Raw genomic sequence first — 24,695 nt, forward strand, 5'->3', positions numbered from 1 at the left:
GGCCACCGTGGGCATGAGCTTCTACCAGACCCCCGAAGCCTTGAACGCCGCCCTGGCCGCAGGCGGCCCGGCCAACGTCGTCAACGAGGCCTGCACCACGCTTCTGGGCGGCTTCGGCGGCGTGCTGGCCATTCTGGGCGTGGTGGTGCTGCCCATCACCTCCGGCGACACGGCCTTCCGCGCCGCGCGCCTGCTCATCGCCGACTTCGCCAAGTACTCCCAGAAGCAGGCTGTAAAGCGCCTGTACATCGCGGTGCCGCTCTTCGTCGTCGGCTACGTCATCTCCCTGGCCAACTTCGACGTCATCTGGCGCTACTTCGGCTGGGCCAACCAGAGCCTCGCCGCCATCGTGCTCTGGACCGCCGCGGCCTACTGCGTGAAGCATGGCAAGCCCCACTGGATCGCCACCGTGCCCGCCGTCTTCATGACCGCCGTGTCCAACACCTTCATCCTGAACGCCACCATCGGCTTCAACCTGCCCTTGAGCGTGTCCACACCCATCGGGGTGGCCTCCTCCGTGGCGGCGCTGGCCGCGTTCCTCTATGTTTTCCGCTCCTCCAATCTCGCCAAGATGGAGCCGGACAACGCCTAACACGCCTTTGCTCACGAAAATGCACGGCCCCCGGAAGTCCGCTTCCGGGGGCTTTTTTCCGCCCAAGACCCTTTGACCCTCATGGGTCAAGGGCGTACGAATCCTCTGGGCATTTTCCCGGCTCCCGACACCAGGGTCACGCCACGCCAGGCGACGGCCCGCAACATACGGACGCCCCATGTCAACCTTCCTTCTCTGCGCCGCAGCCCTCGTCCTTGGCTACTTCGCCTACGGAAGCCTGCTGGACAGGCTGGTCCGGCCCGATGCCTCCCGCCCCACGCCCGCCCTGAGCATGGCGGACGCAGTGGATTATGTGCCCATGTCCACGCCCAGGCTCTTTCTCATCCAACTGCTGAACATCGCCGGGCTTGGGCCGGTGTTCGGGGCCATCCTCGGCGCGCTGTACGGCCCGCTCGCTTTGGTGTGGATCGTGGTCGGCTGCCTGTTCGCCGGGGGCGTGCACGACTACCTTTCGGGGATGCTCTCCCTGCGCGCTGGCGGCGAAAGCCTGCCCGACGTGGTGGGCCGCCACCTGGGCGGAGGCTTCAAGCACCTCATTCGCGTGTTCAGCCTGCTGCTGATGGTGCTGGTGGGCGTGGTGTTCGTGCTGGGGCCGGCAAAGCTTCTGGCCAAACTCTCCGGGCTGGACGCGGGCCTGTGGGTGGGGCTGATCTTCGCCTACTACTTCCTGGCCACCATCCTGCCCTTCGACAAGATCATCGGCCGCCTGTACCCCTTCTTCGGGGCGCTGCTGCTGTTCATGGCGGCCGCCATGCCCATCGCGCTCTTGGGCCGCGGCTACCAGGTGCTCCCGGAACTCGCCCTGTCCAATCTCCATCCGGACGGGCTTCCGGTATGGCCGCTTTTATTCACCACCGTGGCCTGCGGAGCCATTTCCGGCTTCCATTCCACCCAGTCGCCAATGGTCGCCCGCTGCATGAAGAATGAACGCGACGGGCGGCTTATCTTCTACGGGGCCATGGTGGCCGAAGGCTTGATCGCCCTGGTGTGGGCCACGGTCGGCATGAGCTTCTATCCCGGACCGGAGGCCCTGGGCGCGGCCCTTGCTGCCGGAGGTCCCGCCGTGGTCGTCAGCGAGGCCTGCACCACGCTCCTCGGCCCCCTGGGGGGAGTGCTGGCCATTCTGGGCGTGGTTGTCCTTCCCGTCAGCACCGGCGACACCGCGTTCCGCGCGGCGCGGCTCATCGTGGCGGACTTCTGCCACGCCCCGCAGCGCGAGCTGTCCAAGCGGCTCTTCATAGCGGTTCCGCTGTTCCTGGCGGGCATCGCCCTGTCCGGCGGCAGCTTCGAACTGCTGTGGCGCTACATGGGCTGGGCCAATCAGAGCCTGGCCACAGTGGTTCTGTGGACCATCTCCGCCTCCCTTGCGCGGCGGGGCAACGCCCACTGGATCGCCACGGCGCCCGCCCTGTTCATGACCGCCATGACCAGCGCCTACATCCTGGACGCTCCCATAGGCTTCAACCTGCCCATGGACATGGCCACGGGGCTTGGCATCTGCGCCAGCGGCGTGGCGCTGGCCTTCTTCCTGCGGGCGCGGCGTGGCGAGGCCGCAAGCGCCGCAGCCCCTGACCGGGCATAAGCTCCAGCGCCCACGCACGACAAAGGCCGACGGGACGTCCCATCGGCCTTTGTCGTGCGGCAGATTCGGTCAAACGGGAGCGCGGTCAGCGCAGGCCGCGGATGCGGTCAAGAACGGCCTCCAGCACCTCGCCTTCGGTAAGATGCGTGGTGTCCACAAGCATGGCGTCGGGCGCGGGCTTGAGCGGCGCAATGCTCCGGTTCCGGTCCTGATCGTCGCGCTGGCGTATGCTGGCGGCGATGGCGGCGAAGTCCGCCGGTCTGCCCTGCCCTTCCAACTGGCGGCACCGCCTGCGGGCGCGCTCGTCCGGGTCGGCATCCAGAAAGAACTTGTGCCGCGCGTCGGGGAACACCACGGTGCCCATGTCGCGGCCCTCGGCCACCAGCGAGGTGGTCCGGCCAAGAAAGATCTGGGCCATTTTCATGTACGCGCGCACAGAAGGGACAACCGCCAGCTTCGAGGCCCAGCGGCCGGTCTCCTCGCTGCGGATGGCCTCGGGCAGAGGCTGGCCTCCGAGCAGCAGTTCGGTGTTTTCGCCGCTGCCGCGCAGGGAGAATTCGAACGCGCCCAGCTTCTGCTGCAACACGCCCTGGGGCCAATCCCAGGCGCCTTCCCCAAGGGTGAAGGCGGCGGCGCGGAACATTGCGCCGGTGTCCAGAAAGGCCAGGCCGAGCTCTCCGGCGAGTTTTCTGGCCAGGGTGCTTTTGCCCACCCCGGCCGGGCCATCCAGAGTCACGATGAGCGGAGCAATGGAGCTAGCCATGGAGGATTTCCTCCAGAGCCTTGAGAAAGGCCTCGTTTTCGGCCTGCGCGCCCACGCTGACGCGGATGTTCTCCGGCAGACCGAAGCTTTTGAGATGACGCACAATGACCCCCCGTTTGAGCAGTTCCTCGCAGACCTGATCCGCCGGATACGGGGGTCGGAACATGACGAAGTTGGCCTGGGAGGGCCACGCCTGGCAGCCAAGTTCCGGCAGGCGCTTCAAGAACAGCTCGCGGCCCTTGAACACCACGCTGAGGGTCTCGGAATAGAAGGCGTCGTCCTCCAGCACGGCCAGCGCGGCCTCCTCGGCCAGCAGGTTCACCGTGAAGGGCGGGCGGGCCCGGCGCACGTGCTCGGCCAGCCACAGGGGCAGCGCCCCGTACCCCAGGCGCAGGCCGGCCAGGCCGTAAGCCTTGGAAAAGGTGCGCAGCACGGCCACGTTCTTCAACTCCGGCACGAAGGCCAACATGCTGTACTCCTCCGGCGGCCAGGAGAAGTCCATGTAGGCCTCGTCCACCACCAGAAGCGCCCCTTCGGGCAGCACGCCGGAGAGCACTTGCAGTTCCTCCGCCTTGGCTGCCAGGCCGGTGGGATTGTCCGGGCTGGTGACGAAGACCATTTTCGTGTTCGCGTCCACGGCCTCGGCCAAGGATTCCAAGGGCAGACGGTAGTCCTCGCCGCGCGGAACCTCGCGGTACTCCACCCCGCACAGCCTGGCGGTGAGTCCGTACATGCTGAAGCAGTGCTCGTAGCAGACCACGTTGTCCTTGCCGGGCTGCGCCAGCACGCGGAAAAGCAAGTCGATGACCTCGTCCGAGCCGTTGCCCGCCACGATGTGCGCCTCGGCGATCCCCATGGCCTTGGCTATGGCCGCGGCCAGCCTGGGGCTGTGGTTCTGCGGGTAGCGGAACATGCGCCCGGCGGCACGGGCCACGGCCTCGCGCGCCAGAGGCGATGCGCCCAGGGGATTTTCGTTGCTGGCCAGCTTGACGACCTGCTTAAGGCCATATCGTTCCTTGATCTCCTCCTCGCTCAACCCCGGCACATAGGGCTTGAAGTCGAGGATTTCCGGCCGCACGCGCTGGCTGGACATGAGGTGCTCCATTTGGCTTGGGCGCGACCTTGGGCGCGCCATGGACAAAACAGCGCGGGGACGGCCCTTGTCCGGGTCGCCCTGCCGCGCCAGAGAAAACGCGTCCGCCCGGACGCTCCGGGCCGGATCGGCCGCTACTTTGTCGGGCGGATGGTCATCACCGGACACTTGGCGCCCTTGACGACCTTCTCGGCCACGGAGCCGAACAGGATGCGGTCTATGCCCTTGCGCCCGTGGGTGCCCATGATGATCATGTCCGCGCCTTCCTTGTCGGCAACGCCGAAGATCTCTTCGGCGGCGTAGCCGGTGACCACATGGCCATCGGCCTCAACTCCCTGGAAGTTCTCGCTCAGAAACGCGCTCATGGTGGCCTCGGCCCCGGTGACGATCTCGCCCACGAAGTTCTCTATGGAGCTGGGGGGGACATGGAAGCCCACATACTGCGACAGGGACGGCGCCACGTACAGGCACACGATCTTCGCTCCGAGACCCTGGGCCAAAAGCCGTGCGTATTCGGCCACCGAGGGACTGTACTCGGAAAAGTCCACCGCGCAGAGTATCTTCTTGATCTGGGCCATAACACCCTCCCTTGTCGTTTGAAACACCAATTGCCCCCCGTTTGCGCAGGGGGGATGCGAAGACAATGTGAAAATAATCACCCAGCTTCGCTAACGCAAGGAAAAATCGCGTCGATATGTGTTGTGCCGGGGCAGAAGCTTCGCGCGCATGGACAAGGCCCGCATCATGGGGTAGCCAGACGCCATGGGGCCCATCCCCCTGCCGCCGCAGGCCCGGCGGAAAGTTTTTCCTCCCCACTGGATGCACAATATGCCGGAATCAAAATGCATTCTTATACGCAGACCTTGGCATGGTCTCTGCACAATCCTGGCAAACCACGGATGAGGAGCAGCCATGAAGATCCTTCCTGACCAGTTGGAGAGCGTCCGCCTGGACCAGACCACCCAGACGGGCAGAGCAGCTCAATCCGGCGCCGCCTTCGGCGACATCCTGAACCAGGAGGTCTCCAAGCCCGGCGCGCAGTCCTCTTCCAGCACCGCACCCCTGCCCCCTCCGGGCGGACTTGGCACCCTAAGCGCCCTTATCGGGGTTCAGGAGGTCGAGGCCACTGCCCCGGTAACCCAGGCGGAGAATGCGATCATGGACAAGGTGGACAGCGTGCTCGACAAGTGGGACCAGTACGCGCAAAGCCTTGGGAGCACGGACGGTTCGTCCAGCCTCAAGCAGGCTTACGGCGTGCTCGACGACATCGACGGGGCCGTGCGGCAGATCCGGGGCGACAACCCCGACCTGGCCGAAAAGCACCCCGTCCTGCAGGGCCTGGTCTCGGAGATCGAGGCCATGACGGTGACGGAACGCATCAAGTTCAACCGCGGGGACTACATGGCCTAGGCCTGTCCCCCATCCGGACCCCCGCCGTGGTCGCGGGCCGGATACACTTCCAGGACGGCGTACTTGGGCCCGCCGGGTCCAAGTACGCTGCTCAAAAGCGCCATCTCTTCCACACGCCCCGGCGCGGACAGCGCGCCCGAAAGAGCCACGGCGATCTCGCCTTCCGCGTTTCCCCAGTCTTCCCCCGGCTCCGCCCGCCGCACCCGACCCAGGGTCACGTGCGGACGGAATGCGCGCGCCTCCGGGGCAAACCCCAAAGGCTCCAGCGCAGCCTCCACGCTCCGGGCCAATTCCGCACAGGGACCGCCACCCTCCGCCAGCCCCAGCCACAGCACGCGCGGCGCGCCGCGGCCGCCAACGCCACTGCCGCCTGGCCCAAGCCTCGCTCCGAATGGCGCGAAGCGCACCGCGCGCAAGGCCTGCCGGACGGCGTCCACGCGCCCCTGCTCCACCTCGCCCAAAAACCGCAGGGTCACATGCCAGTTGCCCGGCCGCGTCCAGGACACGCGCGAAGCCAGCCGCCGCGAAAGCGCCCCGCTCAGCGCGTCCAGACCGCGCATCCACGTTTCTGGCAAGGGCAGGGCCACAAAACAGCGGATGTTCCTTCCGGACATGGCCGCCTACCGGACAAAAGTCATCATGCCGAACAGGGCCCCGGCCACGCTTTGGGACTTTACGGAAGCCCGCGCGCCACGAAACAGGAAACACTCCGCCCGGCGGCCGCACGGCCAAGCCCAGGCCACCCACACCGTGCCCACGGGCTTTTCCCGCGTGCCGCCAGAAGGTCCGGCGATGCCGGACACGGCCACGGCGCAGCCACGGCCCTCGGGCATTCCGGGCAGGGCCAGCGCGCCCTGCGCCATGGCCAGCACCACGGGCTCGCTCACGGCCCCGTGCGCCAAGATGAGCGCCGGGTCCACCCCCAGCAGCCCGCTTTTGAGAGCGTTGGAATAGGCCACCACGCCGCCATGGAACCAGCCGGAGCTGCCGGGCAGGTTGGTCACCGTGCTGGCGAGCAGGCCGCCCGTGCACGATTCCGCCGTGGCCAGCATCCAGCCATGCCCGGCCACCAGTCGCCCGGCCTCGGAGGCAAGCCGTTCCAGGCGCAGGGCATCCTCCTGCTCCAGCATGTCCGCATGTGAGCCCTTCTTCATGATCCTTTCCTCCGTATCGCCGACATCTGTTTACAGGACCGCGTCCGGCGTGGCAATTGAAGCGCATGGACAGCGGCGACACCCCCTTGCGCCAGCGCGCGCAAAACCTCTGGCGACGGCTGCGGCTCACACGCCGCGAGCCTTGGAACTGGCTGGCCCAGAACCTTGCCGCCGCGCTGCTGCCGCCGGGCCTGCTCTTCCACAGCTGGCCGCTGGTGGTGCTCTCCCTGGCTGGCGTTGCCGCAGCCTGCCTGCCCCTGCCCCTGCCGCCCATGGAGCACACCGGGGCAAAGCGTCTGGCCCCGCGCATCGAAACCTTCATCGGATTGGAAAGCGCCTGGCTGGCCTTGCCCATGACGCCCCGCAAGAAACGCCAGTTGTGGCTGCTGGGGCTGGGCGCGCCGCTCACCGCGCTCTTTCTCTGGCTGCAGGATCTCGGCCCCATCGCCATCGCCCTGGCCGTGTGGACGCTTTTGGCCGTGCGCCGCAGGAACATCAAGGACGGCATCACCCCCTAGGCGCGCATTTTCCCCCTTTATTCCCGGCCCGGCTTTGGGTACACAGCCAAATGCGTCGGCGCCCATCGGCAGGGCCCGCGCCCCACTTTCAAGGAGAAGACCATGCTTGACCTGAAATTCGTGCAGAAAAACCTCGACGCCGTGTCCCAGGGCCTGGCAAGGCGCTGCAAAACCGAGCCGGACGTGGCCGAATTCGCCCGGCTGGACGAGGCCCGCATCGCCCTGATCCGCGAGGCCGAGGCCCTCAAGGCCGAGCGCAACTCCGGCTCCGCCGAAGTGGCCAAGCTCAAGCGCGCAGGGCAGGACGCGACCGAACTCATGGCCCGCATGTCCGCCATGGGCGAGCGGGTCAAGGAACTGGACGCGGAGCTTGCCGTCATTGAGGCTCAGGAACGCGACTGGCTCTTGAAAGTGCCAAACATTCCGCACGAATCCACACCGGACGGCTGCACCGAGAACGACAACCCGGTGCTGCGCCACTGGGGGGCCAAGCCGGAGTTCGCCTTCGCGCCCAAGGAGCATTGGGAGCTGGGCCAGGCGTTGGGCGGGTTGGACTTCGAGCGCGCGGGCAAGCTCACGGGCTCGCGTTTCTGCGTCAGCTTCGGCTGGGCGGCCCGGCTTGAGCGGGCCCTGGGCGCGTTCATGCTCGATTGCGCTGCCGAAAACGGCTACACCGAGGTCATTCCTCCATACATCGTGAACAAGGCCTCCATGACCGGCACGGGCCAGTTGCCCAAGTTCGAGGAGGACCTCTTCAAGATCCAGGGCCAGGACTACTACCTCATCCCCACGGCCGAGGTGCCGGTGACCAACCTGCACGCGGGCGAAGTGCTGGAGGAGGACCAGCTGCCCCTGGGCTATTGCGCGCTCACCCCCTGCTTCCGCAGCGAGGCCGGGAGCTACGGCAAGGACACCAAGGGCCTCATCCGCCAGCACCAGTTTCACAAGGTGGAGCTTGTGCGCTTCGCGCATCCGGACACATCCTTCGAGGAACTGGAGCGGCTCACCGGGCACGCGGAGATGGTGCTGCAGCGCCTGGGCCTGCACTACCGCGTCATCCAGCTTTGCGGCGGCGACCTGGGCTTCTCCTCCTGCAAGACCTACGACATCGAGGTCTGGCTGCCCGGACAGGACAAATACCGCGAAATCTCCTCCTGCTCCAATTTCCTGGACTTCCAGGCCCGGCGGGCGAACATCCGCTTCAAGGCCAAGGGCGCGAAGAAGAGCGAGTTCCTGCACACCCTGAACGGCTCCGGCTTGGCCGTTGGCCGCACCCTTGTGGCCGTGCTGGAAAACGGCCAGCAGGCCGATGGGAGCGTTCTGCTGCCAGAGGCCCTGCGCCCCTACATGGGCGGCGTGGAGCGCATCGGGCCGAAATAGGCGCGGCGCGCGCTGGCGTTTCCAGAATCCTGGGGGCAAGGGCGGGACGCCTGCCCCCAGCACGAGCTGCAAAGCCCCGGAGACCAGGATCGGCGCAGCTTCGCCCGGGGAGCGGCCGCGCCCGCACGTCTGCCTGCGGCGGCAGTCCGGACCATTTTCAAGAATTTTTCTTGAAAATCTACAAGCTCTCACCAGCGGAAGTTCTGCCAGTAATTCATGGCCGTTGGCGCAATCCCCCACCCCTCCGGTCGGGAACAACAGCATTAAAAATCAACAGGTTACAGCACAATAAGCAGCTTGACTTCACGCTTCCGGACGCCCATAAGCGTTGGTGAGCTGGTGCCTGGACCTGGTCCGGGTGAAAAGGGAATCCGGTGCAAGTCCGGAACTGCCCCGCAGCGGTAAACGGGTACGCGTCCCCCCATCCGGAACGGATGGCATGACACTGGCGGCAAGCCGGGAAGTCGGCGGACGAAAACGGCGGCCACCGCCCCAAACGCCCGCAAGTCCGAAGACCTGCCCGCTCACGCCCGCTGCAACAACGCGGACGAACTGACGCAACAGCCTCGCGGGAGGGCGATGCGGCACACGGGTACGGGGCTTCGCCCCACTCCCTGCCGGTCCCCCCGCCGCTTCAAAGACACCACAGACGACATGGAGGAAGCAGATGCTTCACGCCGCAGACACCCCGTCCGATCCCATCTCCTCGCAGCCAGCACCGGTGCTCACCCCTCTGCGGCCCATCGCTCCCCCCGTCCAGGTGCGCAAGCGCAACGGCGAAACCATCGCCTTCGACGCCACCAAAATCCGCTCGGCCATCCGCCGCGCCGGGGCGGCCACGGGCGAATTCGACGACGACGAGGCGAGGCTCATCACCGCGCAGGTGGTGAAGGTGCTCTCCCACCGCTTTTCCGGACGCGTGCCGGACATTGAGAACATTCAGGACGCGGTGGAGCAGGCGCTTATTTCCGCCAACCACTTCAAGACCATGCGCGCCTACAGCGTGTACCGTGAACAGCGCGCCAAGCTGCGCCACGACAGAAAGACCGTGGTGGACGTGGCCGCCAGCGTCAACGAATACCTGGACCGGCTGGATTGGCGGGTGAACGCCAACGCCAACCAGGGCTATTCTCTGGGCGGGCTGATCCTGAACGTCTCCGGCAAGGTGACGGCCAACTACTGGCTGAACCACGTCTACCCGAGGGAAGTAGGCCAAGCGCACCGCGAGGGCGACCTGCACATCCACGACCTGGACATGCTGGCCGGCTACTGCGCGGGCTGGTCGCTGCGCACACTTTTGACCGAAGGCCTGAACGGCGTGCCGGGCAAGGTGGAGGCCAAGCCGCCCAAGCACCTCACCAGCGCCGTGGGGCAGATAGTGAACTTCCTTGGCACCCTGCAGAACGAATGGGCGGGAGCGCAGGCCTTCAGCTCGTTCGACACCTACATGGCCCCCTTTCTGCGCAAGGACGCGCTGGCCTATGAAGATGTCCGCCAGTGCATCCAGGAACTCATCTACAACCTCAACGTGCCCTCGCGCTGGGGCACGCAGACCCCCTTCACCAACCTCACCTTCGACTGGACCTGCCCGGACGACCTGAAGGAGCAGCGCCCGGTCATCGGCGGCGAGGAGATGCCCTTCACCTACGGCGAGCTCCAGCCGGAAATGGACATGATAAACCGCGCCTACATCGAGGTGATGACCGAGGGCGACGCCAAGGGCCGCGTGTTCACCTTCCCCATCCCGACGTACAACATCACCAAGGACTTTCCCTGGGACGGGCCCAATGTGGACCTGCTCTTTGAGATGACCGCCAAGTACGGCCTGCCGTACTTCCAGAACTTCGTGAACTCCGACCTTACGCCCAACATGGTGCGCTCCATGTGCTGCCGCCTGCAGCTCGACCTGCGCGAACTGCTCAAGCGCGGCAACGGGCTCTTCGGCAGCGCGGAGCAGACCGGCTCGCTCGGCGTCGTCACCATCAACTGCGCACGCCTGGGCTACCTGTCGCGCGGCAGCGAACGCGACCTGTACGCCCGCCTGGACGCCCTGCTCGACATCTCGCGCACCAGCCTGGAAATAAAGCGCAAGGAGATAGAGCGCCGCATGGACGCGGGACTTTTCCCCTACACCAAGCGCTACCTGGGCACCCTGCGCAACCACTTCTCCACCATCGGGGTGAACGGCATCAACGAGATGATCCGCAACTTCACCGCCGGGGCCGAGGACATCACCACCGAGGCGGGCTACGCCCTGGCCGTGCGCTTCCTGGACCACCTGCGCGCGCGCATCACCGGCTACCAGGAGGAGACCGGGCACCTGTACAACCTGGAGGCCACCCCGGCCGAGGGCACCACCTACCGTTTCGCCAAGGAAGACCGCAAGCGCTTCCCGAACATCCTCCAGGCGGGCACCCCGGAACAGCCCTACTACACCAATTCCTCGCAACTGCCGGTTGGCTTCACGGACGACCCCTTCGAGGCCCTCACGCGGCAGGAGCAGCTCCAGCGCAAATACACCGGCGGCACGGTGCTGCACCTGTACATGGGCGAACGGGTTTCGAGCGCAGCGGCCTGCATGGAGCTCGTGCGCCGGTCGCTCTCCCGCTTCGCGCTGCCCTACATCACGGTAACGCCCACCTTCTCCGTGTGCCCCACCCACGGCTACCTCGACGGGGAGCGCAAAACCTGCCCCACATGCTCCGCGGAGGGCCGCGAGCAGCCCTGCGAAATCTGGACCCGCGTCATGGGCTACTACCGGCCCCGCTCGGCCTTCAACATCGGCAAGAAGGGCGAGTATGACGAGCGGGTGTGCTTCCGCGAACCGCTGCCCCTGGCTGCGGAATGAGCCGGAACCCGAACGGGGAGGCGGCCTTGAACGTTGGCGGCCTCCTGCCCTTGAGCACCATCGACTGGCCGGACAGGCTTTCGGCTGTGGTGTTCTGCCAGGGCTGCGCCTGGAACTGCCCGTACTGCCACAACGCGGCCCTGCGCCCCTTCGGCCCCGGCGACCGCACCTGGGACTCCGTTGCGCAGTGGCTTGATACACGACGCGGCCTGCTGGAAGCTGTGGTCTTCTCCGGCGGGGAGCCGCTGCTCCAGCCGGGCCTGGCCGACGCCATGGCCCAGGTGCGCGACATGGGCTACGCGGTGGGACTGCACACCAGCGGCATGGCCACGCAGGCCATGGCCCGCGTGTTGCCCCTGGCGCACTGGGTGGGCATGGACATCAAGGCCCCGGCTCGGCTTTACGAGCGCGTTACCGGCGTCGCGGCCTCGGCGGACGCCGCCTGGGCAAGCCTGGCCCTGCTGCGAAAATCCGGCGTAGCCTTCGAGCTGCGCACCACCTGGCACCCGCAGGTGCTCACGGAACACGATCTTCTGGAGCTGGCGGGAGAACTGCGCCAAGGCTTGGCCAACGCCGCGCAGGAGGCCGAAAACGTCCCCTGGGTCATCCAGGCCTTCCAGCCCGATGGCTGCGAAGACGCCGCCCTGGCCGAAACGGGCCGCGGCCATGTGCCGCGTCAGCTCTCCGAAGCCCTGCAGACCGCCTTGGGCCAGCACGCCAGCCTCGTGGTGCGGCAGTAGGCCCGGGCCAGTGCGTGGCGTCAGGCTTCCGGAGCGCTGGCGCGCCCCGAAAGCCTGCGCCGGACTACTCGAAATTCTTCCCGTAGCTTCGTGCCCACAGTTCCCCGTTGGCGTCGAAGACAAAGCTGACGCCTGGGGAGTTCGGGTCGCGGTGGTACAAGACGCAATTGCCCGCCTTGTCCCGCTCGACGACAACGTCCGTCTTTGGGTCGAACCCCTTGCAGGGTTTGCCCTCCTTCACCTTCCTGGCCGAAGCCGCCTTCGCCTTCTGCCCGCCCTGCTCAGCGGCCTGGCCGCTGACCGCGAAGGCCAGAATGGCGAAAAGCGCAGCCAAAGCCCAGAACCCTTTCTTCATGCCCCATCTCCTGCTGGCTTGAAGCCGCGACCCGGCGTCCCCCAGGGACTCGGACGCGGTTCCTGTCCGGCCGCGACGGCTCACCGCCCATGGCTCCCCGTTCTGCACGCATCGGGGCTGACCGGGCGCACGCCGGGGCAGCGGCCACGCCCCATTGCAGCGGAAGGCATATACGTATTTACGCCACAGAGTAAAGCGCCCAGACCGACACCGAGCTGACAACCGTTCGCTAAAAAAACTCAAGAGACTGTCTGGAAAAATTTGCCGGGTGCCAGGTACGCGGCGCGGCAGGATGTTCCGGGTCCACCCGATCCGGGGACGGCGGGCGCAGACGCAACCCCTTGGACCGGCACGTCCGGGGGCGCAGAAGCAGGCGCTGCGTACCTCCTCAATTGCGGGGAAAAGCAGAAAGGCTGTCTTGGGCAAACGCCCGTCGTTGCCGTTGAACCGAAGACGGCGCCGCCCGGCGGGCCCTCTCCGGCGCACAGGCGAACCGCCGCGAAGGCGAACCGATCCTGGCTGCCTGACGGCTAGGCCAGGGCCACCAGGTCGTAGCTCTGCGCCTGCTCGATGTCGGCCAGAAGAAGCCTGCCGGGCTTGACCTTGGGACCGCTCACGTAGGTCACGCCGTCCACCTCCGGGGCCTGGAACCACACGCGTCCCACGTGCAGCCCCGGCCATTCCGGGCTCTCGTCCTCCACCAGCACCTCCTGCCGGGAGCCGACAAAAGCATCCAGGCGTTCGCGGCTGATGGACTCCTGCAGCTTCATGAGGGCATTCCGGCGGCGGGTCTTGGTCCCCTGCGCCACCTGGCCGGGCAACTCCGCCGCGCGGGTGCCCTCCTCCTGATGATAGGGGAACACCCCCAGGTTGGCGAAGCGCGTACGCGCCACAAAGTCCCTGAGCGCCGCGTAATGCCTGTCCGTCTCGCCGGGGAAGCCCACGATGAGGCTGGTGCGCAGGGCGGCGTCCGGGAAATGCCTGCGCACGCGGTCCACCACAAGGGAAGGATCCTGCGCGAAGGGGCGGCCCATGGCGGAGAGGATCTCCGGGTGGGCGTGCTGAAGCGGAATGTCGAAATAGGGCAGAAACGGCCTGCCCAGCCCGGCCATGTGCTTGAGCAGCCCGTCCGTGAGTCCCGCCGGGTACAGGTACATGAGCCTGAGCCACTTGAGCCCCTTGATGGGCATGAGCCGGTCGAGCAAGCGCGCCAGACCGTCCGTCATGTCCAGGTCGCGGCCGTAGGACGTCACGTCCTGGCCCACCACGACCAGCTCCGGCACGCCGCCCTCCTCCACCAGAAGCCGCGCCTCGCGCTCCAGGTCGTCGAGCCCCCGGCTCACGTGGCGGCCGCGTATGGCCGGAATGGTGCAGAAGGCGCAGCGGTGCGAGCAGCCTTCGCTGATCTTGAGATAGGCATAGGCCGGGCCGGTGGAAAGCCGCCGGGGACCGAGGGTCTCCAGCCTTTTGCGCCCCAGCGCCGCGCCGATGCGCTCCGGCCACTGGTCCATCTCTCGGGTGGAGAGCCACAGGTCCACCTCCGGCAGGTCGGCCGCCAGGGCCGCCCGGCCATAGCGGCTCACCAGGCAGCCCGCCACGGCCAGCAGCGGGCGCTTGGGCGCATCCCCGGCCTCCTGGATGGCGGAAAGGATGGTGTTCACGCTTTCCTCCACCGCCGGGCGGATGAAGCCGCAGGTGTTCACCAGCACAAGGTCGGCATCGGCAACGCCCTCGGCCGGGACAAGCCCTTCGCCCAAAACGCCCAGCAAACATTCTGTGTCCACGCGGTTCTTGGGGCAGCCGAGGCTGACGGTGTGGACGCGGATGGGCTGCATGAATCGACTCCTGGTTGTTTTGGGGAAGTTGGGACGGAGGTGTTGCGCTTTGCCCGGACTCGTGTAGGATTCTTCCTCAAGCACCCTTCCACGCATCCTCCAGAGCACCTTTCGACGCGCGCCCCCCATCCGGCGCGAGGGGAGGCCCGGCACGGTGGAATCCCTGCGGGCGGAGAAGCAATACCGCATCGGCCTCATAGGCGACAAGCATTCCCTTGCGCCTTTCTGGGAGCTTTTCGCCTCGCTGGGCAACGAGCGCATGTTGCGGCGCATGGGCTTCGAGGCCCTGGCCCTGCGAGAGGAACGCGCAGACCACGGCGGTTTCGGCGGCACCATGGAACTGCCTGTGCACGCCAACTGGCGCGACATGCTCGCCGCGCACCCCGGGCTCACCCTCGTCATAGAGACCACGGGCGATCCGGCGCTCCTGGGGGAGCTCCGGCACGGCCTGCCCCTGGACATCGCGCTGGTGGAGCGCGGCGCGGCCAGTTTTTTCGTGCGCCTTTTGTCCACCGACCAGATGTGGATGGCCTGCAAGGTGGACCTGCTGCACACGCAAACCCTGCTCAAAGGCATCATCGACCAGTTGAAGGAAGAAATCGTCCTGGCCGACGCGGAAGGCCGCGTCATCGACTGCAACAGGGCCGTTGAGCTGGCCACGGGCCTGTCCAAGGCGGACATGGCGGGCAAACCCCTCAGGCGGTTCTTCCGCATCGAATCCACCAGGACCGGACCGCCCGGACGCAACGTCGCGCCGCCTTTGGAGCGGGCCCTGGCATCCCGGCAGGCCGCGGAGGACACCCTGGCCCACGTGGACGATTCCGGCCGGATGCACTACACGCGGGAATACATCTACCCCCTGAGCGCCGACACGGAATCGGGCGTGAGCTTTCTGTGCATCCGCCGCGACATCACCGGCCGCACGGAAATGGAGCAGCGGCTCCAGCAATCCGAGCGGCTTGCCTCCATTGGTGAGCTGAGCACCTACATCGCCCACGAGATCAGAAACCCGCTGTTCGCCATCGGCGGCTTCGCCAACCAGTTGCTGCGCATCGTGGCCGAGCCCGCCGCCCGCGAAAAGATCGAGATCATCATCGAGGAGGCCAAGCGCCTGGACGGCATCCTCAAAAGCATCCTCACCTTCGCCCGGCCGCTGGACCCCGGGCACCGGGGCCTGGCCGACGTGAACCGCATCGTGCGCGAGACAATGGAACTCATGGGCATGGCCTGCGAAAGCAAAGGCATCCAGCTTGACCTTGAACTTGGAGAGCACATCCCCCTGGCCGAGGCCGACCCGGAACTCGTCAAGCAGTGCCTCATCAACCTGGTCAAGAATTCCGTGGAAGCCATGCACGGGGGCGGGCGGCTCACCGTGCGGACCGCTGTGGACGACGCGCGCGTGCTGCTTGAGGTGGAGGACACCGGCCACGGCATCGCTCCGGAGCTGCGCGACAAGGTCTTCAGCCCCTTCTTCAGCACCAAGGGCAAGGGCTCGGGCCTTGGCCTGGCCATGACCAAGAAGATAATGGACGAGGTGGGAGGAACGGTGGAGCTCTCCAGCCTGCCGGGGCAAGGCACGCGGGTCGCCCTGCGCCTGCCCCCCCAACTCGCTGTTGCGAAACCGGGGACGGACGGATAGACTGTCCGGATGACCGCAGCCAAGCCCCTCCCAAAGAAGACCCTTGTCCTGGCGACCCGCAACGCGGGCAAAATCCGCGAACTGCAGGCCCTGCTCTCTGGCCTGGGGTTCGAGATACTCGGCCTCGACTCTTTCCCGCACATGGGAGAGATTGAGGAGACCGGCAGCACCTTTGCGGAAAATTCGCTGCTGAAGGCGCGCACCGTGGCCACGGCCACGGGCCTGGTCGCCCTGGCCGACGACTCCGGCCTGGAGGTGGACGCCTTGGACGGCGCGCCGGGGGTATACTCGGCACGCTATTCCGATCCCGGCGCCACAGACGAGAAGAACAACCAGAAGCTCCTCGACGCCCTGCGCACCGTGCCTGAAGAACGGCGCGGCTGCCGTTTCGTCAGCGTTGTGGCGGCCTCAGCGCCCGGCGGGGCCGAGCTTCTGGCCGAGGGCCGCTGGGAAGGCCGCGTGCTGACCGCTCCCCGCGGGGCTGGCGGCTTCGGCTACGACCCGCTCTTCCTGGACCTGGAGCTGGGCCAAAGCGCGGCCGAGCTCGCTGCAGACGAGAAAAACGCCCGCTCGCACCGGGGCCGCGCCCTGCGCGCCCTGCTGACCCAGTGGCCCGCCTTCTGGGAACGGGTCCAGGGCTGACATCCCCCCCACTTTTCGCCAACGGAGAAACAGCATGTGCGGAATCATCGGTTACTGCGGACACAGGCCAGCCGTCCCCCTTGTGGTTGAGGGCCTGCGCCGTCTCGAATACCGGGGCTACGACTCCGCCGGGGTCAGCTTCGTGGCCGGGGGCGAACTTTCGGTCATCCGTGCCGAAGGCAAGCTTTCCAGCCTGGAGCGCAAGCTGGAGCGCCAGCACGTGTTCACCGCCACCTCCGGCATGGGCCACACCCGCTGGGCCACCCACGGCCCCCCGGTGGAACGGAACGCCCACCCGCACCTGGACCACACGGGCCGACTGGCCATCATCCACAACGGCATCATCGAGAACTACCAGGAAATCAAAGCCGAACTCGCCCAGAAAGGCGTGGAGTTCCGCTCCGACACCGATTCCGAAGTGCTGGTCAACCTCATCTCCGACTGTCTGGAGGACGTTGGCGGCGATGTGACCCGCGCCATCTCCAAGGCGCTTTCCCTGGTGGAGGGAGCCTACGCCATCGTGGTCATGAGCGCCGACCACCCCGGCACCCTCTGGGCCACCCGCGCGGCCAGCCCGCTGGTGATGGGCGTGGGCACCGGCGAAAACTTCCTGGGTTCGGACATCCCGGCCTTTCTGCCCTACACCCGCGACGTGGTCTTCCTGGAGGACGGCGAACTGGTCAAGATCACCGCCACCACCTGGGAGGTGCTCAAGACCGACACCCTCGCCCCCGTGGACAAGACGGTCAGCCGCATCAACTGGGATGTGCAGGCCGCCGAAAAGGGCGGATTCAAGCATTTCATGCTCAAAGAGATCTTCGAGCAGCCCAAGGTCATCCGCGACTGCCTGCTGGGCCGCGTGGACCAGCAAAGCGGACAGGTGCGCCTGCCCGAGCTGGACGGACTGCCCGTGCCGGAGCGGCTGCACATCGTGGCCTGCGGCACCAGCTACCACGCCGGTCTTTGGGGCCTGTACCTGCTGGAGAAGCTTGCGGGAATTCCCGTGCAGGTGGAGATCGCCTCCGAATTCCGCTACCGCGACCCCATCCTGCCCAAGAACGGCGTGGTGCTCGCCATCAGCCAAAGCGGCGAGACCATGGACACCATGGCCGGGGTCAAGCTGGCCAAAAGCCGCGGGCTGCCGGTCATCGGCCTGTGCAACGTGGTGGGGTCGAGCATCTCGCGCGAGTCGGACTACGTGGTCTACAGCCAGGCCGGGCCGGAAATCAGCGTGGCCTCCACCAAGGCCATGTGCAGCCAGCTTTGCGCCCTGCTTCTGCTCACCCTCTATTGGGGGCGCAGGTCCGGCCGCCTGGACACGGCCCAATGCACCGCCATTCTGCGCGGCCTGCAGGACATGCCGCGGGTGCTCGAAGACGCCCTGCCCTCCCTGCGTGCAGAAGCCCAGCGCCTGGCCCGGCACTACGCCGAGGCCACCAGCTTCCTCTACCTGGGGCGCGGACCAAGCTACCCCCTTGCCCTGGAAGGCGCGCTCAAGCTGAAGGAAATCAGCTATATCCATGCGGAAGGCTATGCCTCCGGCGAAATGAAGCACGGTCCCATAGCGCTTATCGACCCGCGCTTCCCCACCTTCGCCATGGCCCTGGACGACGAGTTCTTCCCCAAGGTGAAATCCAACCTGGTGGAGGTGCAGGCGCGCGCGGGCGAAATCATCGCACTTACCAACGAGGGCCTGGACCTCGCGGTGGAGCACCCCTGGTTTGTGCCCAAGGCCCAGGCGCCGCTCTCGGCCTTTGTAGTCTTGCCAGCTCTGCAGCTTTTCGCGTATGAAATGGCCGATTACCTCGGCAAGGACGTGGACCAGCCGCGAAACCTGGCCAAGAGCGTCACCGTCGAGTAGCAACCGCGGCCGAACGAGCCGCCAAACCGGACCAGACGCCGGAGAACGCCCGTCATGTCCCAAATGGCCCTGCCACGCAAACGCCCCGTGCTGCTCCTTGTCTCGCTGTTCCTGGCGCTCGGCTTCCTGGGCACCACGCTTGTGAGCTACCACGTCTCGCGGCAGGCCATCCGCGACTCCATACTCACCCAGGAACTGCCGCTGACCTCGGACAACGTGTATTCCGAGATCCTGAAGGATCTGGTGCGGCCGGTGTTCGTGGCCTCCATGATGGCCAGCGACACCTTCCTGCGCGACTGGACCCTGGACGGCGAACGGGACCAGACCCGCCTTACGCGCTACCTGCGCGAGGTCATGGGCAGGTACGGGGCTTTCACGGCCTTCTTCGTGTCCGACAAGAGCGGCAACTACTACCACCCCTCCGGCGTGCTCAAGCGGGTGAACTCCCTTGAGAACCGCGACGCCTGGTACTACCGCGTGCGGGCCATGAAGGAGCCCTACGAGATCAACGTGGACCCGGACATGGCCAACCGGGACCTGTTGACCATCTTCATCAACTACCGCGTGCTGGACTACAAGGGCGAATTCCTCGGCGCCGCCGGGGTGGGACTTACCGTGGAGGCCGTGCGTTCCGCCATCGGCCTGTACCAGGCCCGTTTCGACCGCCGCATCTCTTTCGTGGATCCGCAGGGGCGCATCCTGCTGGCGGGCGACAAGGCCGCCTATCCGGACAGCAACATCCACTTCGTGGAAGGCCTGCGCGAGCTGGCTCCCGCGCTGTTGAGCCAGAAGAGCGGCTCCTACGAATACGTTCGCGACGGGGCCACACACCTGCTCAATGTGCGCTACATTCCGGAACTCAAATGGTTCCTGTTCGTCGAAAAGACGGAAGACTCGGCGTTGGAAGGCATCCGGCGCACCCTGTACGTGAACTTGGCGGTGTGCGCCCTGGTCACCCTGCTCGTGGTCTGGATCACCGGGGTGGCCATTACCCGCTACCAGCGGCGCGTGGAGGAAATGGCCACAACGGACAAGCTCACCGGCCTTTTGAACCGGCAGGCCCTGGATGTCCTCTTTCAGCAGTCCCTGAGCCTCGCCAAACGCTCGGGCGACCCCCTGTGCGTGGTCCTGGCCGACCTCGACCACTTCAAGGACATCAACGACCGCCACGGCCACATGGCCGGAGACCAGGCGCTCCGCCGCACGGCGGCCCTGCTGCGGCAAACCCTGCGCGCCTCCGATGTGATCAGCCGCTGGGGTGGCGAAGAATTTCTGATGGTATTCAAGGGCTGCGACCGTGATGCGGCCGCCGCCCTGGCCGAAAAGCTGCGCGTCAGCCTTGAGCGCGACCCCGAACTGGCCATAGTGGCCCCGGAGGGCGTCACCCTGAGCTTGGGCGTGGCCCAATACGCGCCGGGAGAGAGCGTGGAAAGCCTTGTGGGCCGCGCCGATGCAGCCCTGTACCAGGCCAAGCAGCAAGGCCGCAACCGGGTGGTTTTGGCCTAGCCGACGCCTCCCGCCAGCTCGCACGCCATCCACCAGCGCACGGAGTTCACCAGCCATGCCCGCGTGGCCCGCCGCACATCGTCCGGGGTCAGCGTGCGCTCCCGCGCAATCCCCCGTGCAAGCAGCCGTTCCCGAAACACGCCGGGCAACAGGCCGCAGCGCAGGGGCGGCGTCGCCAGCTCTCCATCAAGCAGCAGCACCAGGCTGGCCCGCGTGCTTTCGGTCACCTCGCCGCGCCGGTTCACCAGCAGCACATCGTCGCAATCCGGGCGCGAGGCCAACGCCGCCTCGAACAAATCGCGGCGTGTGGTCTTGTGCGCCAGCAGTTCATCGGACTCGTCCACTGGCCTTGGCGCAAAGCCCAGACGCACCCGCGAGCGCCCGCCGGACAACGGCGCGGCCTCGAACCGCAGCGCCCCGTCGCGCGGGAGCAGCAACCTAGCCTTCAGGCGTCCGCGCGGATGTCTGCGCGCCAATTCCGCCAACGCGCGCCGCACCGCCGCGCCATCGTACACGAAGCCGAAGTGCCCGGCCGACCGCGCAAGCCGCTCCAAATGCCACTCCAAGAGCGGGTAGCAGCCATTGCGCAGCAGCAGGGACTCGAGGAGCTCGAATTCCGCCTGCGGCTCAAGAGCAAAGCGCAGCTTGGTCAGGCACTCGGCGTATTCGCCCGCTGCGTTCGAGTCGTAGGTCACGCCGCCGCCCACGCCAAGCCGGGCCAGACTGCTCTCGCGGTCCAGCTGAATGGTGCGGATGGGCACGCTGAAGCAGCCCCGGACGCGCCCCGCTGGCGAAGGCTCAAGCAGCCCTATGGCCCCGCAATACAGCCCGCGCGGCTGCGGCTCCAGCTCGCGTATCAGCTCCGTGGCGCGTATCTTGGGCGCTCCGGTGATGGAGCCGCACGGAAACAGGGCGCGCAGGACCTCGGCCAACCCGGCGTCCGGCTTCAGGCGCGCGCGCACGTCCGAGGTCATCTGGAACAGGGTGGGGTACTCCTCCACATGGAAAAGCCTGGGCGCGCGCACGCTGCCGGGCTCGGCCACGCGGCCCAGATCGCTGCGCAGCAAATCCACGATCATGACGTTTTCCGCCCGATTCTTGGGGCAGGCGAAGAGCCCCTCCCGAAGGCGGCGATCCTCGGCCTCCGAACGGCCGCGCGGCGCGGTGCCCTTCATGGGCCGCGCCAGCACCCCGCCCTCGCCATCCAGGCGGAAGAACAGCTCTGGCGACAGGGACAGGATTTCAAAACGCCCCAGGTCCAGCCAAGCGCAAAACCCGCCAGCCTGGGCGCGGGCCAGCTCCACGAACCAACCCAGGCCGCTGCCGCCCATGCGGGCCTCGAAGGGCAGCGTGTAGTTCACCTGATAGGTCTCGCCCTCTGCTATCCATTCACGCAAGCGGGCGAAACGCTCGGCATAGCGCCGGGGCGGGACCAGGGCGCGCCAAGGGCCTGCCTGAAAGGCCGCGTGCTCCTGCGCAAGCTCGGACCAGGCCAGCGGGGCGGCATGGTAGGCCGCCCAGGCCAAAGGCAATCCGTTCATGGAGCTGTGGACGCACAGGGCGGCATCGAAGGCGGGCGCAGCCTCGTAAGCCAGGGCGAGGACCACCCAGCGCCCGGCGAGGCTCTGGGCCTCGGCCCACTGTACAAGTGCCACGACCTCCGGATGCGCCCAGGCGTGACGAATCGCAAGGGGCTGTCCGAAAGCCAGGGTCCGGCCCCAGCCGCCGTCGCTTCCTCCTGCCGCGCCCGTCTTGGCCGAAGCATCGAAAAACACCGCGCCATGGCGGGGAGGCGACGGTTGCCCAGGGTGCCGCGTCACGGTAGGGTGTCCTTGAGGATGCGCAGCACCTGGGCGGCGCTCTGTTCCACCACGTCCAGGCAGCGTTCCCTGGCTCCGCTGGGGCCGAAGGCCAGACGGCCCTCGTCGGTGTCCAGGCGGCAGCCGCAGACCTCGGAACAGCGGTCCGACCCGAAGCGCGACAAGAAAAAGCATCGAAATTCCTGCACAGAGGCGTAGCACTGGTCCAGCTCATCCTCCGCGCCATCGCGTCCAAGGGCCAAGCCAAGGGCCATGACAGCCCCGGCAAGCGCACCACAGGGGCCGTCGGTGCGGGAAAGGCCGCTGCAGAACCCCGTGGCCAGGCGGGGCAGCAAGGGGGAGCGGACGCCCAGTGCCTCGGCGCAGGCCAGGAGCACGGACTCCGCGCATAACAGCGGGGGCTGCGAGCCGAAGCGTTCGCGCGCACGCGCGCCAGCGGCGGCGGGGTCACAATATGGAGAAACAGTGCTGCAGCCCGGCATGGTCCTTCGCCTCACACGTTCATGGTTGGACGCGGAGAGCGCGTCCGGCGAAAGGCGAATGTGCCAAAAGCCCGCCCGGCAGTCCAATGGGAATGCGTGATGCGGGTCTTTCACGCTGCTAATGGCGCAAGGAAACGAAAAAAGCCCCGGCGCTGCCGGGGCTCTCTCGTTGCTGATGGGCAATGGCGAGTCTTAGGCCGCAACCACCGGACGGGGGGCGGGCTTCACCACCGCGCCGCTGCGGATGCAGCGGGTGCAGGCGCGGACGTAGCGCACTTCGCCGGAGGGAAGAACGGTCTTGACGCGCTGCAGGTTGGGCAGAAAACGACGCCGGGTGCGGTTGTTGGCGTGGCTCACGTTGTTGCCGGAGCTGGGGTGCTTGCCGCAAATATCGCACGTCTGGGACATATGGGGATCCTCCTGAAACATTGCTCTATGTAGGGGCACGGCCAGCGCCGCGCCGTACCGGAGATAGCTTTCCGGACTCGGGGAAGTGGACTTTTAGCCCCGCGCCGGGAAAAACGCAAGTGCTTTTTTCTTGACAAACAAAAAGCCCCCCGTATAGACATGCGACCTGCGAGGAGACATGAGCGAACTGTGGATCCCATTGGGCGACATCCCGGCCGAGGGCCGGGAATTTCATTTCACGGACCAGTCCCTGTGGACCGGGCCGATGAAGGAGCTGCGCGTTCCCGGCGCGGTGCGCCGTCCGTTCGAGGCCGACATGCGCATCGTCCCGCAGGACGACGGATTCCTGGTCACGGGCGGTTTCTCCGGATCGCTCATCGTGCCCTGCGGCCGCTGCGCCGAGGACTTCGAACTGGCGCTCGGCGGCGACTTCGAGAGTTTCGAAGCGCCGGACGCTGACGAAGGCCTTGAGGGCGAGGGCCGCCTGCGCATGAACGCCGGCCAGCCGGAGTTCGACGCCGGGGGCTACCTGTGGGAGCAGTTCATCCTCGCGCTTCCGGAGACCCCGGTCTGCGCCGAGGACTGCAAAGGGCTTTGCCCCACGTGCGGCGTGAACCGCAACCAGACAACCTGCGCCTGCAGCCGGGACGATGGCGACCCGAGGCTTGCGGTCCTGCGCAACTTGAAGCTATCATAAGAAACGCGAACGCGCGGGTTCCGCACCCGCCGCGTCCCAAGCACCAATAAAAGGAGCGCCACCATGGCCCTGCCCAAGAAAAAGACCTCCAAGTCCCGCAAGAACATGCGCCGCGCCCACGACCACGTGGCCACCCCCAATGTCGTGCTGTGCAAGTGCGGCGAGCCCGTGCTGCCCCACCGCGCCTGCTCCGCCTGTGGCAACTACAAGGACCGCCAGGCCCTGACCCCCGCGAATGCTTGAGAAAGCGCCCCGCATAGCCGTTGACGCCATGGGGGGCGACATAGGCCCCAGGGTCAACGTGCCCGCCGCTGTGCAGGCCGCCCGCGAAGGAATCAACATCACCCTGGTGGGAGATGAAGAAATCCTTCGCGGCGAGCTTGCGCGCATTGACGGGGCCGACGCCCTGCCCATCGACATCCGCCACGCCTCCCAGGTGGTGGAGATGGAAGAAAAACCCTCCGATGCGCTCCGGCGCAAGAAGGATTCCTCCATTCAGGTGGCCTGCCAACTGGTGAAGGAAGGTCTGGCCGACGGCGTGGTCAGCGCGGGCAATTCCGGGGCGAGCGTCGCCTGCGGCATGTTCGTGCTCGGCCGCATCAAGGGCGTGGAGCGCCCGGCCCTGGCCAGCATCATGCCCACGGAGAAGGAGCCCATAGTGCTGCTGGACGTTGGCGCCAACGTGGACTCCAAGCCCTTCCACCTGGCCCAGTTCGGCCTCATGGGCGATGTGCTGGCGAGAGATGTGCTGGGCGTGGACAAACCCCGCGTGGGGCTCCTGTCCATCGGCGAGGAAGAAGGCAAGGGCAACAGCACGGTCAAGGAAGCCTTTGACCTGCTGAAGCAGACCAAGCTGAACTTCGTCGGCAACGTGGAGGGACGCGACATCTTCACCGGCGACCTTGACGTGGCCGTGTGCGACGGGTTCGTGGGCAACATCTGCCTCAAGCTCTCCGAAGGCTTGGCGCGCAGCTTCGGCCGCGTGCTCAAGCGCGAGCTGAAACGACACATGCTTTCCCGCATGGGCGCGGCGCTCTCCATGCGCTCGCTCAAGAACTTCGCCCAGATGATGGACTACGCGGAATACGGCGGCGCGCCGCTTCTGGGCCTGAAGAGCATCCTCATCGTCTGCCACGGGGCCAGCAACATCAAGGCCGTCACCAACGCAACGCGCATGGCCGCCACCTTTGTGGAACGAAAGGCCCACGAACACTTGGCCGCCAAACTCGCCGCCCACAGCGAACTCGGGCAGTTCAGCAGGCACAAGGCCTCTTAGAGCCCCGGACCTGAGACCGCCCCGATTCCGCATAACCCTGCCGATCCCCCTCGGCGAGAGCCCGGAACAGAGC

Annotated in this window: 23 protein-coding genes, 1 pseudogene and 1 riboswitch; of the genes and pseudogenes, 14 read left to right on the plus strand and 10 right to left on the minus strand. The window is 66.6% G+C overall.

The features are described 5' to 3' along the window. Nucleotides 1–70 precede the first annotated feature (70 nt). Nucleotides 71–592, plus strand: a pseudogene (locus tag CHB73_RS17315) (carbon starvation CstA family protein); the annotation flags it as partial. Nucleotides 593–770: 178 nt separating this feature from the next. Next, entirely contained in the window at nucleotides 771–2,195 is a 1,425-nt protein-coding gene (locus CHB73_RS02910; protein ID WP_089271877.1) for a carbon starvation CstA family protein, read from the plus strand. Nucleotides 2,196–2,280: 85 nt separating this feature from the next. Here CHB73_RS02910 and cmk read toward each other — a convergent pair whose 3' ends face one another. The 3 genes from cmk to CHB73_RS02925 form a co-directional block, all read right to left on the minus strand. Beyond that, on the minus strand, nucleotides 2,281–2,958 hold the full coding sequence (gene cmk, locus CHB73_RS02915; RefSeq protein ID WP_089271879.1) for a (d)CMP kinase: 678 nt from the start codon (nucleotides 2,956–2,958) through the stop codon (nucleotides 2,281–2,283). Continuing rightward, nucleotides 2,951–4,051: a histidinol-phosphate transaminase gene (gene hisC / locus CHB73_RS02920; protein WP_235641481.1), complete on the minus strand. Its 1,101-nt coding sequence runs from the start codon at nucleotides 4,049–4,051 to the stop codon at nucleotides 2,951–2,953. The genes cmk and hisC overlap by 8 nt, the downstream gene beginning before the upstream one ends. A 134-nt stretch (nucleotides 4,052–4,185) precedes the next feature. Continuing rightward, nucleotides 4,186–4,629: a universal stress protein gene (locus CHB73_RS02925; RefSeq protein WP_089271883.1), complete on the minus strand. Its 444-nt coding sequence runs from the start codon at nucleotides 4,627–4,629 to the stop codon at nucleotides 4,186–4,188. Nucleotides 4,630–4,963: 334 nt separating this feature from the next. Here CHB73_RS02925 and CHB73_RS02930 point away from each other — a divergent pair, with 334 nt between their 5' ends. Beyond that, complete coding sequence (locus tag CHB73_RS02930; protein ID WP_089271885.1) at nucleotides 4,964–5,461, plus strand: hypothetical protein; 498 nt, start codon at nucleotides 4,964–4,966, stop codon at nucleotides 5,459–5,461. Here CHB73_RS02930 and thpR read toward each other — a convergent pair. Both thpR and CHB73_RS02940 read right to left on the minus strand, forming a co-directional pair. Then, complete coding sequence (gene thpR, locus CHB73_RS02935; protein WP_089271887.1) at nucleotides 5,458–6,075, minus strand: RNA 2',3'-cyclic phosphodiesterase; 618 nt, start codon at nucleotides 6,073–6,075, stop codon at nucleotides 5,458–5,460. The genes CHB73_RS02930 and thpR overlap by 4 nt on opposite strands. A gap of 6 nt (nucleotides 6,076–6,081) precedes the next feature. Further along, on the minus strand, nucleotides 6,082–6,615 hold the full coding sequence (locus CHB73_RS02940; RefSeq protein ID WP_235641483.1) for a CinA family protein: 534 nt from the start codon (nucleotides 6,613–6,615) through the stop codon (nucleotides 6,082–6,084). Between the two features lie 65 nt (nucleotides 6,616–6,680). On the opposite strand from CHB73_RS02940, the gene CHB73_RS02945 reads away from it, so the two are divergent. The 4 genes from CHB73_RS02945 (at nucleotide 6,681) to CHB73_RS02960 (ending at nucleotide 12,101) form a co-directional block, all read left to right on the plus strand. After that, the gene (locus CHB73_RS02945) at nucleotides 6,681–7,133 is read left to right on the plus strand and encodes a hypothetical protein (RefSeq protein ID WP_089271889.1); all 453 of its coding nucleotides are present in this window, start codon (nucleotides 6,681–6,683) and stop codon (nucleotides 7,131–7,133) included. Nucleotides 7,134–7,235: 102 nt separating this feature from the next. Further along, complete coding sequence (serS, locus tag CHB73_RS02950; protein ID WP_089271891.1) at nucleotides 7,236–8,513, plus strand: serine--tRNA ligase; 1,278 nt, start codon at nucleotides 7,236–7,238, stop codon at nucleotides 8,511–8,513. A gap of 320 nt (nucleotides 8,514–8,833) precedes the next feature. After that, nucleotides 8,834–9,051, plus strand: a riboswitch (cobalamin riboswitch). A 129-nt stretch (nucleotides 9,052–9,180) separates the two neighbouring features. Then, complete coding sequence (locus CHB73_RS02955) at nucleotides 9,181–11,361, plus strand: ribonucleoside triphosphate reductase (RefSeq protein ID WP_089271893.1); 2,181 nt, start codon at nucleotides 9,181–9,183, stop codon at nucleotides 11,359–11,361. Between the two features lie 26 nt (nucleotides 11,362–11,387). Then, complete coding sequence (locus CHB73_RS02960) at nucleotides 11,388–12,101, plus strand: anaerobic ribonucleoside-triphosphate reductase activating protein (RefSeq protein WP_235641484.1); 714 nt, start codon at nucleotides 11,388–11,390, stop codon at nucleotides 12,099–12,101. Nucleotides 12,102–12,165: 64 nt separating this feature from the next. Here CHB73_RS02960 and CHB73_RS02965 read toward each other — a convergent pair whose 3' ends face one another. Both CHB73_RS02965 and rimO read right to left on the minus strand, forming a co-directional pair. Further along, a complete protein-coding gene (locus CHB73_RS02965; protein ID WP_089271897.1) occupies nucleotides 12,166–12,456 on the minus strand; it encodes a hypothetical protein in 291 nt (96 codons plus the stop codon). Nucleotides 12,457–12,986: 530 nt separating this feature from the next. Further along, nucleotides 12,987–14,291 carry a 30S ribosomal protein S12 methylthiotransferase RimO gene (gene rimO / locus CHB73_RS02970; RefSeq protein ID WP_089271899.1) on the minus strand — a complete coding sequence of 435 codons (1,305 nt, stop codon included), beginning with the start codon at nucleotides 14,289–14,291 and terminating at the stop codon, nucleotides 12,987–12,989. Nucleotides 14,292–14,445: 154 nt separating this feature from the next. On the opposite strand from rimO, the gene CHB73_RS02975 reads away from it, so the two are divergent. Genes CHB73_RS02975 through CHB73_RS02990 form a run of 4 tightly spaced genes read left to right on the plus strand, consistent with a single transcriptional unit; the run spans nucleotide 14,446 to nucleotide 19,939 of the window. Continuing rightward, nucleotides 14,446–15,930: a two-component system sensor histidine kinase NtrB gene (locus CHB73_RS02975; RefSeq protein WP_235641485.1), complete on the plus strand. Its 1,485-nt coding sequence runs from the start codon at nucleotides 14,446–14,448 to the stop codon at nucleotides 15,928–15,930. 9 nt (nucleotides 15,931–15,939) lie between these two features. After that, nucleotides 15,940–16,572 (plus strand): XTP/dITP diphosphatase, encoded by a 633-nt coding sequence (locus CHB73_RS02980; protein WP_089271903.1) that lies wholly within the window; start codon nucleotides 15,940–15,942, stop codon nucleotides 16,570–16,572. Nucleotides 16,573–16,606: 34 nt separating this feature from the next. Then, the gene (gene glmS, locus CHB73_RS02985) at nucleotides 16,607–18,433 is read left to right on the plus strand and encodes a glutamine--fructose-6-phosphate transaminase (isomerizing) (RefSeq protein WP_089271905.1); all 1,827 of its coding nucleotides are present in this window, start codon (nucleotides 16,607–16,609) and stop codon (nucleotides 18,431–18,433) included. A 54-nt stretch (nucleotides 18,434–18,487) separates the two neighbouring features. Next, the gene (locus CHB73_RS02990) at nucleotides 18,488–19,939 is read left to right on the plus strand and encodes a sensor domain-containing diguanylate cyclase (RefSeq protein ID WP_218819329.1); all 1,452 of its coding nucleotides are present in this window, start codon (nucleotides 18,488–18,490) and stop codon (nucleotides 19,937–19,939) included. Here the strand turns inward: CHB73_RS02990 and pabB are convergent. The 3 genes from pabB to rpmB all read right to left on the minus strand — a co-directional run bounded on the left by pabB (nucleotide 19,936) and on the right by rpmB (nucleotide 22,649). Continuing rightward, on the minus strand, nucleotides 19,936–21,594 hold the full coding sequence (pabB, locus tag CHB73_RS02995) for an aminodeoxychorismate synthase component I (protein WP_143337295.1): 1,659 nt from the start codon (nucleotides 21,592–21,594) through the stop codon (nucleotides 19,936–19,938). The two genes, CHB73_RS02990 and pabB, sit on opposite strands and share 4 nt — an antisense overlap. 161 nt (nucleotides 21,595–21,755) lie before the next feature. Then, nucleotides 21,756–22,241 carry a C-GCAxxG-C-C family protein gene (locus tag CHB73_RS03000; protein WP_089271909.1) on the minus strand — a complete coding sequence of 162 codons (486 nt, stop codon included), beginning with the start codon at nucleotides 22,239–22,241 and terminating at the stop codon, nucleotides 21,756–21,758. A gap of 192 nt (nucleotides 22,242–22,433) precedes the next feature. Continuing rightward, on the minus strand, nucleotides 22,434–22,649 hold the full coding sequence (gene rpmB, locus CHB73_RS03005) for a 50S ribosomal protein L28 (protein ID WP_089271911.1): 216 nt from the start codon (nucleotides 22,647–22,649) through the stop codon (nucleotides 22,434–22,436). A gap of 178 nt (nucleotides 22,650–22,827) precedes the next feature. Here rpmB and CHB73_RS03010 point away from each other — a divergent pair, with 178 nt between their 5' ends. The 3 genes from CHB73_RS03010 (at nucleotide 22,828) to plsX (ending at nucleotide 24,622) form a co-directional block, all read left to right on the plus strand. Continuing rightward, nucleotides 22,828–23,346, plus strand: a complete 519-nt coding sequence (locus CHB73_RS03010) for a YceD family protein (RefSeq protein WP_089271913.1) — start codon at nucleotides 22,828–22,830, stop codon at nucleotides 23,344–23,346. Between the two features lie 63 nt (nucleotides 23,347–23,409). Then, complete coding sequence (rpmF, locus tag CHB73_RS03015; protein ID WP_089271915.1) at nucleotides 23,410–23,589, plus strand: 50S ribosomal protein L32; 180 nt, start codon at nucleotides 23,410–23,412, stop codon at nucleotides 23,587–23,589. Then, nucleotides 23,582–24,622, plus strand: a complete 1,041-nt coding sequence (plsX, locus tag CHB73_RS03020) for a phosphate acyltransferase PlsX (protein ID WP_089271917.1) — start codon at nucleotides 23,582–23,584, stop codon at nucleotides 24,620–24,622. The genes rpmF and plsX overlap by 8 nt, the downstream gene beginning before the upstream one ends. Nucleotides 24,623–24,695: the final 73 nt, after the last annotated feature.

It is taken from the genome of Humidesulfovibrio mexicanus (assembly GCF_900188225.1).
Taxonomy (GTDB): domain Bacteria; phylum Desulfobacterota; class Desulfovibrionia; order Desulfovibrionales; family Desulfovibrionaceae; genus Humidesulfovibrio; species Humidesulfovibrio mexicanus.